Raw genomic sequence first — 11274 nt, forward strand, 5'->3', positions numbered from 1 at the left:
GATTGCCTGCACAGCCCGTCCGCGTTTGCGGCCGGGCTATCTTTGTTTTTGGGTTTGCTAAGAGGTAAGGAAATTATGGGGGTTGTGGCTAAACGCTCTTCCATGACGTTCTATTCGGATGCGTCAGATCATTACAGTCACCGTGTACGTATCGTACTGGCTGAAAAAGGGGTGGCGGTAGAAATTCATGACGTCGATCCTGACAACAAGCCAGAAGATCTGGCATCACTGAACCCATACAACTCGCTGCCGACACTGGTAGATCGCGATCTGGTTCTGTACGAGCCCAACGTGATGATGGAGTACCTCGACGAGCGCTTCCCGCACCCGCCGCTGTTACCGGTTTACCCGGTTGCCCGTGCGCAAAGCCGTTTGTGGATTAACCGTATCGAAAAAGACTGGGGTGGGCTGATTGACACCATCCTGAATGGTAAAGGCAAAGACGTTGAAGCTGCCCGTAAGCAGCTGACCGACAGTCTGATTGCAACCAGCCCGATTTTTGCAGAACTGCCCTATTTTATGAGCGAAGAGTTCTCCATCGTTGATTGCTGCGTTGGCCCGATCCTGTGGCGTCTGCCGGTACTGGGTATCGAATTGCCGGAGAAATCCTGCAAGCCGATGCTGCAATATATGGAGCGTCTGTTCGAGCGTGAATCGTTCATCGCCAGCTTGTCTGAAGCTGAGCGGGAAATGCGCGACTGATGAGTAATACCATGACCCCCAGCCGTCCGTATTTAATGCGGGCGCTGAATGAGTGGATTCTCGATAATCAGTGCACACCCTACGTGTTGGTTGATGCCTTATTACCCGACGTTCAGGTTCCGCAGGAATATGTGAACAACGGGCAAATTGTGCTGAACATCAGCCCTGGTGCGGTGCAGAACCTGCTGATCGACGAAAGCGGCTTATCGTTTAATGCCCGCTTTGGTGGTGTTCCGATGGCGGTATTCGTTCCAGTGATCGCCATTCTGGCGATTTACGCACGCGAGAATGGCCAGGGTATGGTGTTTGGTTCTGAAGCCGGAGCACCAGACCCGGATGATCCGGTTCCGCCGAAGAAAAAGCCCACTGCGGAGACTCCGCCCAGTGGTGCAAGACCTTCGCTGAAGGTTGTGAAATAAATCGACCAATATCGACCCTGATATTGGTTGTAAAAACCGCCGCAAGGCGGTTTTTTTATGCCTGACGACATTCAGATACTGCGTGATCATGATTTTACGGTGCTCCTGATCGCGTTATTTCAGCGAAATTAATGCACTTTTGGCAACTTTTGAAAATTTATTGTGATAGCTATCGACAAATTAACATCGCGTACTTGAAGGGCGCTCATTGCTGAGCATAATGCCTGACCAAATGGTCAAGTATTAATGGTCGGATCGCTATGCGTGTCAGTACGATGAATCTGTTTTGTGCATTCTTATTATTTTTAACCCCCGCCGCCCAGGCACAAATCCGGGCGGCGTTTGTATATGTCGGGCCTGCGAAAGAAGTCGGCTGGTCGCACTCCCATGACGAGGGACGTCAGTATCTGGAAAAAGTCTTCGGCACCGATGTGAAAACGCAATACGTCGAGTTTGTGCAGGAAGGGCGTGCATCGGCAGAAACCATCCGTAAGCTGGCAGCAGAAAACGATATTGTTTTTACCACCTCTCAGGGATATATGGTGACTACAGCCCGATTGGCGCGTGAATTCCCGGCGGTAAAATTTGATAACGCCACTGGTCTGCGCCTGAGCGAAAACCTGGGCAGCTACGCTGCACGTGCTTATGAACCGCGCTATTTATCCGGCATGATTGCCGGAGCCATGACCCGCAGCAATCGAATTGGTTTTGTCGCCGCTCATGCGATTCCGGAAGTTATCCGTGGCATTAATGCATTTACGCTGGGTGTGCGCCGCGTAAATCCGCAGGCCGTGGTCGAGGTTAAATGGACAAAGCAGTGGTACGCCCCGGAAAAAGCCGCAGAACAGGCCCGTGAACTACTGAAGGGCGGTGCCGACGTGCTGACCCATCACACTGACTCACCAGCGGTTGTTAAAGAAGCAGAAGCCGCCGGTGTGTTCGCCATCAGCTTTCACTCAGATATGTCAGAATTTGCTCCGAAAACTCAGGTTGCATCCGTTGGTTACGACTGGGGTAAATATTATGCAACCCAGATTCAGGCGCTGAAGGACGGTAACTGGAGTGGCAAACGTCTGTGGCTGGGAATGAGCGATCACATTGCTCAGCTGAATAACATCAGTGATCAGATTCCGGCAGCGGTGCGCGAGCAGGTGTTGCAGGTCGAACAGCAGATTGAAAATAAAACTTTCATTGTATTTTCCGGCCCCATTCTGAACAGCCGTGGACGGCCATTGGTACGTGAGGGCGAATCTCTGTCCGATGAAGAACTGCAGCGTATGAACTGGTACGTCGATGGCGTGGTTGGCGAGATGCCGTCTTTCTGAGGGCGGCATTACAAATTGTGCTAAAGCGATTTCCCGGATGCTTTTCAGCATCAGGGAATCTACTTTGCAGCTCAGGCATCAAACGGGCTATGCGGCTCCCACGGATGCGGGCGGTCGAACGCGTCTTTCTGTTCAATCATGGCCTTGATATTTTCCAGATTCAGGCGGAATACCCGCTCACCTTCGAACTGGCTGACCCAAAAGACAAAATGTTCGAAAACGGAATATTTTGTATGGTCGTCGAGATCACCTTCAAAGGTCAGGCGTGTCGTGCCATTGCCCAGGTCTTCATACAGCTGATAAGCGGTAAACTGAAAACGCTCGAATAATTCCCAGCTGGTGTTGGAGACATTATAGGTGCGCAGGGTACGGCGTTTGTATGGTTCAGTGGTCAGGGTGCGTTCATCCCAGAAAAATCCTTCTTCATTGTCGTTGCGGAAGCAGCGGCGCAGGGCACCGATCTGGCCTTCGGCAACCGGTGAACTTTCCAGTGGGCGGATATGATCAAAAATTACTGACCAACCCTTCGCGTGGCGGTTATCAGAAAGAAAATCCCAGACTTCTTTTATGGGCGCATTAATAACAACACTGTGTGAAGTAACAACGTGGCGCTGGGCCTGAGCAATAAGGATAACAACAGACAAAGTGACAACGGCCACCAGTCCGGCTAATAGTTTTTTCATAAGCGTTTCCGGATAAATAAGGAGGGTGAGTCGTGAGAGGTCCGGCAGAAAGAGTGCCGGAAAATAATTCCGTCCGTGGTGCTTTTATTATGGTGTTATAAAACGCCCACTGCGGTTATCGGCGGTGGGCGTTGAGGGTCTTACAACTCTGACAGTTTTTTCTGCAGCACGTCCATAACCACCTGTGGGTTAACCCCTTTGGCGGCTTTACGCACCAGACCAATAAAAGGCCCGATGGCTTTCGCGCGTTTATCTTCCGGAGTGGCCAGATAGCCTTCCACCAGTTTCGGGTTGGCGGCCAGAACTTCGGCGACAATGGCTTCAATTGCGCCGCTGTCGGATACCTGTTTCAAGCCCAGAGAGTCGACCAGCTTGTCGACGCTTTCTGCGCTGCCGTCACCTTTACCTTCGAGCAGTGCATTAAAGACTTCTTTCGCGCCACCGTTGTTCAGGGTGCTGTCTTTAATCAGCTGCAGAATTCGGCCCAGCTGTTCGGCGCTGACGGCCAGTTCGCTTATGCTGATTTCCAGACGGTTCAGTGTGGCGGACACATCACCCTGTACCCAGTTGGCCGCGAGCTTATAGTCGTTGGCGATTTTTGCTGCAGTTTCGAAATAGTGTGCCAGCTCACGGTTGGCAGCCAGTACGGCGGCATCAATCGGGCTCAGGCCGTGAGAATGGGCAAAACGTGCGCGCTTGGCATCCGGTAATTCCGGCAGGGTGGCACGTACAGCTTCAACATAGTTGTCGTCGATAATGACCGGCAATAAATCCGGGCATGGGAAGTAACGGTAATCGTTAGCCACTTCTTTTGAACGCATGGCGCGGGTTTCGTTTTTGTCAGCATCGTACAGGCGGGTTTCCTGAATGATTTTGCCGCCGTCTTCGAGAATATCCATCTGCCGCGCAATTTCGCAGTCGATAGCGCGCTCGACGTTACGGAACGAGTTTACGTTTTTGATTTCGGTGCGGGTGCCGAATTCCTCCTGACCTTTCGGGCGCAGGGAGACGTTACAGTCGCAACGCATAGAGCCCTGGGATAAATCGCCGTCACAAATTCCTAAATAGGTCACGATGCTGTGCATTTTACGGAAATAGGCCGCAGCTTCTTTGGCGTTGCGCATTTCCGGTTCGGATACAATTTCAATTAACGGTGTGCCGGCGCGGTTCAGGTCGATACCGGACATACCGTTAAAACCTTCATGGACCGATTTACCGGCGTCTTCTTCCAGGTGCGCACGGGTAACATTAATACGCTTGCTGCTGCCGTCTTCCAGTTCGATATCAATATGGCCGATCCCCACAATCGGGTGGTGCAGCTGGGTGGTCTGGTAACCTTTGGGAGAATCCGGGTAGAAATAGTTTTTACGGTCAAAAACCGATTTCAGGCCGATCTCGGCATCAATCGCCAGACCAAACTTTACCGCCATGCGCAGCGCTTCTTCATTAAACGCGGGCAAGACACCGGGCAAACCCAGATCAATGGCATTGGCCTGGGTATTGGCTTCCGCACCATAAGCGGTTGAGGAGCCGGAGAATATTTTTGATTTGGTGGCCAGCTGAGCGTGAATCTCAAGGCCGATAACAACTTCCCATTCCATGATTCGCTCCTCAGATGTCTGCCTGGTTTTTAAGGTCAGGTGTTTTCAGATGCCAGTCGGTGTGTTGCTGGAATTGATGCGCAGCATTCAGCAGACGGCCTTCGTCAAAGTAATTACCAATCAGCTGTAAGCCGACGGGTAAGTTATTTACCTGACCACAGGAAATCGACATGCCGGGCAGGCCTGCGAGGTTCAGGGCAATGGTGAAAATATCTTCCAGGTACATATCCACCGGATCGGCGGTTTTTTCGCCGCGTTTGAATGCCGGTGTCGGAGTGGTTGGTCCCATAATGATATCGACTTCGTTAAAAGCATTTACAAAGTCGTTTCTGATCAGGCGGCGAACCTGCTGCGCTTTTTTGTAGTAAGCATCGTAGAAACCAGCAGACAGGGCATAAGCACCGACCATAATGCGGCGTTTTACTTCAATGCCGAAACCTTCACCGCGCGAGCGTTTGTACAGGTCATTAATATCCTGCGGATTTTCGCAGCGGTAACCAAAACGTACACCGTCCATACGTGACAGGTTAGCGGAACACTCGGCCGGGGCGATGATGTAATACGCCGGAATGGCCAGATGGGTATTTGGCAGTGAAATCTCTTTCACTTTGGCACCCATTTTTTCATATTCGGCGATGGCGTTGCGCACTTGCTGTTGCATGTCGGCACTTAAATCGCTGCGGAAATATTCTTTTGGCAGGCCGATGGTTAAACCAGCGATGCTGTTATTCAGCGTGGCGGTGTAATCCGGTACTTCACGATCAACGCAGGTGGAATCTTTGGCATCAAAACCGGCCATAACGTTGAGCATCATGGCGGAATCTTCAGCGGTACGGGTAATGGTACCGGCCTGGTCGAGGCTGGAAGCGTAAGCGATCATGCCCCAGCGTGATACGCGGCCATAGGTTGGCTTCAGACCGGTCAGGCCGCAGAACGCAGCAGGCTGGCGAATCGAACCACCGGTATCGGAGGCAGTCGCGCCCGGCACCAGCTGCGCGGCAACCGCAGCCGCTGAACCACCGGATGAGCCGCCGGGAACGCGCTCGCCATCCCACGGGTTTTTAACGGCACCGTAAAACGAGCTTTCGTTAGAGGAGCCCATCGCGAATTCGTCCATGTTCAGTTTACCCAGTGATACGGCACCGGCATTATTGAAATTTTCAACAATGGTGGCGTCATAAGGGGCGATAAAATTACTGAGCATTTTTGAACCGCAGGTGGTCAGTACACCATTGGTGCAGAAAATATCTTTGTGCGCCATGGGCACACCGGTCCAGGCGTCGGCGTTACCGGCGGCGCGGCGGGCATCGGCGGCTTTGGCCTGGGCCAGAGCCTGCTCTTCGCTGACGGTAATAAAACTGTTGTAGTGAGCGTCGGTATTTTTAATTCGGGTCAGCAGATTTTCAGTAATTTCGACGCTGCTGTATTCACCGGCCGCCAGATCGCGGGAAATGTCTGCGATGGTTTTGTTATGCATAAGGAATCCTTGTACCCGAGGCTGAACCTCAGGTTTTGCTGTTACTCAACGACGCGTGGTACGAGGTAGTAGCCGTTTTCGGTCTGAGGAGCGATCTGCTGGAAATGATCGCGGTTATTCTCTTCGGTCACGACGTCGGCCCGCAGACGCTGTACCGCGTCCAGCGGATGCGCCATCGGCTCGACCGCGGAGGTGTCGACAGCTGATAATTGGTCGACAAGGTCGAGAATATTGCTCAGATTTTTCTGGTATTCCGCGATTTGTGCCTCGTCGATTTGCAGACGGGACAGATCGGCAATGTCACGAACCTGTTGTTGGTCCAGAGCCATGTGCTTACTCCAGTGTTGATGCCTGTTGGAAAGCTGCCGAGCGTAGCATAAATGCGCCTTGCCCTAAATCCCCACCATTGCTAGAGTTACCCACAATTTTGCCACCTGTGAACAGGAATCTATTGGATGTTTAAGAAGTTAAGAGGCCTGTTTTCCAGCGATCTGTCGATCGACCTGGGAACTGCTAACACTCTGATTTACATGCGTGATCAAGGCATTGTCCTCAATGAACCATCCGTGGTTGCTATCCGTCTGCAGGGTCATCAGAAAAGTGTGGCAGCGGTAGGTACCGAAGCAAAACGTATGCTGGGACGTACGCCAGGGAATATTCAGGCCATCCGGCCAATGAAAGACGGTGTGATTGCCGACTTTGAAGTCACCGAAAAAATGCTGCAGTACTTTATTAAGCAAGTACACCAGAGCAGCTTTATGACACCCAGCCCGCGCGTAGTGGTGTGTGTTCCGTATCAGGCAACCAAAGTTGAGCGCAAAGCGATCCGCGATTCGGTACTGGGTGCCGGTGCACGTCGTGCTTATCTGATTCACGAGCCAATGGCGGCAGCCATCGGTGCCGGCCTGCCGGTTGATGAAGCGCGCGGTTCTATGGTGGTGGATATCGGTGGTGGTACTACCGAAATCGCCATTATCTCTCTCAGTGGCGTGGTTTATGCTGAGTCCGTCAAAGTGGGCGGTGATCGTTTCGACGAAGCCATCGTGGCTTATATCCGTCGTAACTACGGCAGCCTGATTGGCGAAGCAACCGCAGAACGCATTAAGCAGGAAATCGGCACGGCCTATCCGGGCGGTGAAGTACGCGAGATTGACGTACGTGGCCGTAACCTGGCAGAAGGTATTCCGCGCAGCTTTACCCTGAACTCCAACGAAATTCTCGAAGCGCTGCAGGAATCTCTGGCCGCCATCGTGCAGGCCGTTAAAGGGGCGCTGGAGCAGTCTCCACCAGAACTGGCTTCCGACGTTGCTGAGCGCGGTATGGTACTGACCGGTGGTGGCGCATTGTTGCGTGACCTCGACAAACTGTTAAGCGAAGAAACGGGTTTGCCGGTGATTGTGGCTGAAGATCCGCTGACCTGTGTGGCTCGTGGTGGTGGTAAATTCCTCGAAACGGCAACAGAACAGCAGCTGGAAATGTTGGTACTGGATTAATCGGTACGCGTTTCGGCAAACATAAAAGCGGAGCTTCGGCTCCGTTTTTTTATGCCGGAACATTTTGCTAAAACGCAGGTCTGTGATCCGTTCGTGCATTCTCTTCCTGCCTGTGGGTGCTGGTTCCTCTTTGTCCTTGGCGGTATAGTTAGTCACTTCCATTTTTATTCAGGCAGAACGTTATTAAGTCGCAGTTTCAGGTGCCGACCTACCAGCGGCAACGGGTTTCAGGGATTGTTGTGCTGGCACTGGTGTTGATGTGGCTGGACAGTCACGCCCCCTGGTTGCAGTCCGTTCGTTATATGACCGGCTATGTACTGGCTCCGGCGCAGCAGATGGCGTTGGTGCCTTCGGCGCTGGGCAATTGGTTTGGCGAGTCCTCGGCCAGCCGTCAGGAATTAACCAGTGAAAATAAACAGCTGATTGCGCGTAATCTGGTGCTGGAGTTGCGAGCCCAGCGTCTGGCGGCGCTGGAGGCCGAAAATATTGAGCTGCGTGAATTACTCAGCGCGTCTGAGCAGGTCGATGATCGTGTATTGGTTACCGCGGTGGTGGCCGTGGACCCCGACCCGTTCAGTCAGCAGATTCTGATTAATAAAGGCGGCGAAGACGGCGTATTTATTGGCCAGCCGGTGCTGGATGCCTATGGTCTTCTCGGCCAGGTGATTGATGTTATGCCATACAGTGCGCGGGTATTGATGATTGCCGATTCCAACCACGCCATTCCGGTGCAGGTAAACCGTAATGGGGTGCGCGCGATTGCTGTGGGTACCGGTGCGCTGGATGAGCTCGAACTGATTTATGTCCCCAATACTGCCGATATTGTTAAAGGCGATCTGTTGGTCAGCTCCGGCCTGGGCGGCCGCTATCCTCGCGGCTATCCGGTGGCGACCGTGAATAAAGTAGAAAACATCCCCGGTAAATCGTTTGCTGCGGTCACCGCAGAGCCAAGTGCTCATCTGGATCGCAGTCGTCATTTATTGCTGGTGTTCAGTCATGGTTCCGGTCAGGTTCCACCGGGCGATTTATGGCAGAGTCAGGAATGAATATCCGTGCAGTTATTCTGGTGGCCGTTGGTTTGTTTCTGGCGTTTGTGCTGGAGCATTTACCCATGCCCGATATTCTGCTGTGGCTGCAGCCCGCCTGGGTGCTGCTGCTGGTGACGCTGCTGGTGATGCACGCTCCGCATACCTTTGGTTTGTGGCTGGCGATACCGCTGGGGCTCATGCTGGACGTGGAACACAATTCGTTGCTTGGTATGCACGTACTCACTTTGGCTGTGCATATTTTTGTACTGCAGCTGCTGTACCGGCGTATGGCGATGTTTAATTTTCTGCAGCAGACCGCCGTGGTGTTTTTGCTGGTGGTGCTGCAGCAGTTGCTGAGTTACTGGGCGGTGGCGCTGGTCAGTGAAAATATGGTGCCGGTATCGCTCTGGACTCCGGCACTGACCTCGGCGCTGGTCTGGCCCTGGGTTTATGCCTTGACGCACATGGCGCTGGCGCGTCTGCATTTGTCATGAGCCTGAATGATTGCGGTCAGTTGATTCTGGCATCTGCGTCACCACGGCGGCGCGAGTTGCTGCAGCAGATTGGCGTGAAGTTCCGGGTTGAAGTCGCCGATATCGACGAAACCCCGCTCAGCGCAGAAACCCCGGCCGCTTACGTTGCGCGACTGGCGTTGGGCAAGGCGCAGAAGGTAGCGGCAAATAATCCCGGTTGTGTCGTTCTGGGTTCTGACACCACGGTGGTGCTGGATAATGAAATTCTGGGCAAGCCGGAAAACGATGCCGATGCCCGGCGCATATTGACCACGCTGGCTGGCCGCTGCCATCAGGTCATGACGGCGGTTGCCCTGGTGCGGGACGATCAGCAGCGGCAGCAAACGGTGATTACCCAGGTGCATTTTGCCGCGTTAACGGCGGCGCAGATTGCAGCCTACGTCGCCACGGGCGAGCCCGCTGATAAAGCCGGAGCTTATGGAATACAAGGGCTGGGCGCTGTGCTGGTGGACGCCATTGACGGCAGTTACAGCAACGTGGTCGGTCTGCCGCTAACGGAAACAGCGGCCATGCTGCAAGAATTTAATATTCCCATCTGGGACAAGGATTAAGCCTGTGAATGCAGAAATTCTGATGAACGTTACCCCGACGGAAACGCGGGTAGCGGTGGTCGAGAACGGCGTAGTACAGGAAATTTTCCTCGAACGCACCAATCACCGTGGCCTGGTCGGCAATATTTATAAAGGCAAAGTCGTGCGTGTGCTGCCGGGAATGCAGGCCGCGTTTGTCGACATCGGACTGGAGCGTGCCGCGTTTATTCATGCTGCCGAAATTGGCAGTGGTGATGGCAATGCCCCGATCAGCCAGCTGGTGCACGAAGGCCAGGCGCTGGTGGTGCAGGTCACCAAGGATCCGATTGGCACCAAAGGTGCCCGTCTGACCACGCAACTCGCCATACCGTCACGTTATCTGGTGTACATGCCCGGTGCTGGTCATGTTGGTGTATCGCAGCGCATTGATGACGACGGTGAACGTGAACGTCTGAAGCAGTTGGTCAACAACTGTATGGAAGCCGAAGGTCTGACCGGCGAAGCGGGCTTTATTCTGCGCACCGCGGCTGAAGGTGTGGGCGATGACGAAATTCTGTCCGATACCCGTTATCTGCGTCGCTTATGGCGCAAGCTGGAAGAGCGTATCAAAGATAATAAATCGCCGAGCCTGGTGTACGACGAGCTGCCCTTATCGTTGCGTACGCTGCGTGATTACTCACGCCCGGAAGTGACGAAAATCCTGATCGACTCGCGTGAGACCTTCCAGAAAATCGAGCAGTTTGTGCAGCAGTATGTGCCGGAGGTGGCCGACCGTATTGATTACTACCCCGGACCGCGTCCGTTATTCGAACTGTACAGTGTTGAAGACGAAATCCAGCGCGCACTGGAACGCAAAGTGCCGCTGAAATCCGGCGGTTATCTGGTGATTGATCAAACCGAAGCGATGACCACCATCGACGTGAATACCGGCGGTTTTGTTGGTCGACGTAATCTCGAAGAAACCATTTTCAAAACCAATCTCGAAGCCGCGACCGCCATTGGCCGTCAGCTGCGTCTGCGTAATCTGGGTGGCATCATCATTCTCGATTTTATCGACATGGTGGAAACCGAGCATCAGCGCCAGGTGCTGCGCATGCTGGAAAAAGTGCTGGAAAAAGACCATGCCAAAACCAAAATCAGTGGCGTATCCGAGCTGGGGCTGGTCGAAATGACGCGCAAGCGTACCCGTGAAAGCCTTGAACAAATGTTAATGGAACCCTGTCGCTGCTGTGGCGGACGCGGGTCAGTTAAAACCGCCGAAACCATCTGCTATGAAATCTTCCGCGAAATCCTGCGCGAAGAGCGTGCCTACGGGGCCGGAACCTATTCTGTGCTGGCCAGCCAGCAGGTGGTGGACCGCTTGTTGGATGAAGACAGCAACGGCCTGGCCGATCTGGAAGCATTTATCGGTAAGGCCATTAAGCTGCAGGTCGAGCCGTTATATACCCAGGATCATTACGACATCGTCCTGCAATAGGCATTG

Annotated in this window: 12 protein-coding genes; 8 read left to right on the forward strand and 4 right to left on the reverse strand. The window is 53.4% G+C overall.

The features are described from left to right. The first annotated feature begins 75 nt into the window (after positions 1-75). The 3 genes from sspA (at position 76) to NYR02_RS14755 (ending at position 2446) form a co-directional block, all read left to right on the forward strand. On the forward strand, positions 76-702 hold the full coding sequence (sspA, locus tag NYR02_RS14745) for a stringent starvation protein SspA (protein WP_145471056.1): 627 nt from the start codon (positions 76-78) through the stop codon (positions 700-702). Further along, entirely contained in the window at positions 702-1121 is a 420-nt protein-coding gene (locus tag NYR02_RS14750; RefSeq protein ID WP_420864306.1) for a ClpXP protease specificity-enhancing factor, read from the forward strand. The genes sspA and NYR02_RS14750 overlap by 1 nt, the downstream gene beginning before the upstream one ends. Positions 1122-1381: 260 nt before the next feature. Beyond that, entirely contained in the window at positions 1382-2446 is a 1065-nt protein-coding gene (locus tag NYR02_RS14755; protein ID WP_260977117.1) for a BMP family ABC transporter substrate-binding protein, read from the forward strand. A 71-nt stretch (positions 2447-2517) separates the two neighbouring features. Here the strand turns inward: NYR02_RS14755 and NYR02_RS14760 are convergent, their stop codons facing one another. The 4 genes from NYR02_RS14760 to gatC all read right to left on the reverse strand — a co-directional run bounded on the left by NYR02_RS14760 (position 2518) and on the right by gatC (position 6536). Further along, positions 2518-3129 carry an SRPBCC family protein gene (locus tag NYR02_RS14760; RefSeq protein WP_260977118.1) on the reverse strand — a complete coding sequence of 204 codons (612 nt, stop codon included), beginning with the start codon at positions 3127-3129 and terminating at the stop codon, positions 2518-2520. A gap of 140 nt (positions 3130-3269) precedes the next feature. Then, a complete protein-coding gene (gene gatB / locus NYR02_RS14765) occupies positions 3270-4730 on the reverse strand; it encodes an Asp-tRNA(Asn)/Glu-tRNA(Gln) amidotransferase subunit GatB (RefSeq protein WP_260977119.1) in 1461 nt (486 codons plus the stop codon). Between the two features lie 10 nt (positions 4731-4740). Then, positions 4741-6207, reverse strand: coding sequence for an Asp-tRNA(Asn)/Glu-tRNA(Gln) amidotransferase subunit GatA (gatA, locus tag NYR02_RS14770; RefSeq protein ID WP_260977120.1), 1467 nt, complete (start codon positions 6205-6207; stop codon positions 4741-4743). A 41-nt stretch (positions 6208-6248) separates the two neighbouring features. After that, positions 6249-6536, reverse strand: a complete 288-nt coding sequence (gatC, locus tag NYR02_RS14775; RefSeq protein WP_260977121.1) for an Asp-tRNA(Asn)/Glu-tRNA(Gln) amidotransferase subunit GatC — start codon at positions 6534-6536, stop codon at positions 6249-6251. A 126-nt stretch (positions 6537-6662) separates the two neighbouring features. Between gatC and NYR02_RS14780 the strand changes: the two genes are divergently transcribed. The 5 genes from NYR02_RS14780 (at position 6663) to rng (ending at position 11268) form a co-directional block, all read left to right on the forward strand. Further along, positions 6663-7700, forward strand: a complete 1038-nt coding sequence (locus NYR02_RS14780) for a rod shape-determining protein (protein ID WP_260977122.1) — start codon at positions 6663-6665, stop codon at positions 7698-7700. A gap of 200 nt (positions 7701-7900) precedes the next feature. Continuing rightward, entirely contained in the window at positions 7901-8746 is an 846-nt protein-coding gene (mreC, locus tag NYR02_RS14785; RefSeq protein ID WP_260977123.1) for a rod shape-determining protein MreC, read from the forward strand. Next, positions 8743-9222, forward strand: a complete 480-nt coding sequence (gene mreD, locus NYR02_RS14790) for a rod shape-determining protein MreD (RefSeq protein WP_260977124.1) — start codon at positions 8743-8745, stop codon at positions 9220-9222. The genes mreC and mreD overlap by 4 nt, the downstream gene beginning before the upstream one ends. Continuing rightward, the gene (locus tag NYR02_RS14795) at positions 9219-9812 is read left to right on the forward strand and encodes a Maf family protein (protein ID WP_260977125.1); all 594 of its coding nucleotides are present in this window, start codon (positions 9219-9221) and stop codon (positions 9810-9812) included. Before mreD ends, NYR02_RS14795 begins: the two co-directional genes overlap by 4 nt. A 4-nt stretch (positions 9813-9816) precedes the next feature. Then, entirely contained in the window at positions 9817-11268 is a 1452-nt protein-coding gene (rng, locus tag NYR02_RS14800; protein WP_260977126.1) for a ribonuclease G, read from the forward strand. The last annotated feature ends 6 nt before the right edge of the window (positions 11269-11274 follow it).

This window comes from Thalassolituus pacificus (genome assembly GCF_025318105.1).
Taxonomy (GTDB): Bacteria; Pseudomonadota; Gammaproteobacteria; order Pseudomonadales; family Oceanobacteraceae; genus Venatoribacter; species Venatoribacter pacificus.

Excerpts from the sequence above, each read along its gene's own strand:
- NYR02_RS14760 (WP_260977118.1), bottom strand. The coding sequence starts at position 3,129 with ATGAAAAAACTATTAGCCGGACTGGTGGCCGTTGTCACTTTGTCTGTT.
- mreD (WP_260977124.1), top strand. The coding sequence starts at position 8,743 with ATGAATATCCGTGCAGTTATTCTGGTGGCCGTTGGTTTGTTTCTGGCG.
- NYR02_RS14795 (WP_260977125.1), top strand. The coding sequence starts at position 9,219 with ATGAGCCTGAATGATTGCGGTCAGTTGATTCTGGCATCTGCGTCACCA.
- gatA (WP_260977120.1), bottom strand. The coding sequence starts at position 6,207 with ATGCATAACAAAACCATCGCAGACATTTCCCGCGATCTGGCGGCCGGT.
- sspA (WP_145471056.1), top strand. The coding sequence starts at position 76 with ATGGGGGTTGTGGCTAAACGCTCTTCCATGACGTTCTATTCGGATGCG.
- NYR02_RS14750 (WP_420864306.1), top strand. The coding sequence starts at position 702 with ATGAGTAATACCATGACCCCCAGCCGTCCGTATTTAATGCGGGCGCTG.
- NYR02_RS14755 (WP_260977117.1), top strand. The coding sequence starts at position 1,382 with ATGCGTGTCAGTACGATGAATCTGTTTTGTGCATTCTTATTATTTTTA.
- NYR02_RS14780 (WP_260977122.1), top strand. The coding sequence starts at position 6,663 with ATGTTTAAGAAGTTAAGAGGCCTGTTTTCCAGCGATCTGTCGATCGAC.
- gatC (WP_260977121.1), bottom strand. The coding sequence starts at position 6,536 with ATGGCTCTGGACCAACAACAGGTTCGTGACATTGCCGATCTGTCCCGT.
- gatB (WP_260977119.1), bottom strand. The coding sequence starts at position 4,730 with ATGGAATGGGAAGTTGTTATCGGCCTTGAGATTCACGCTCAGCTGGCC.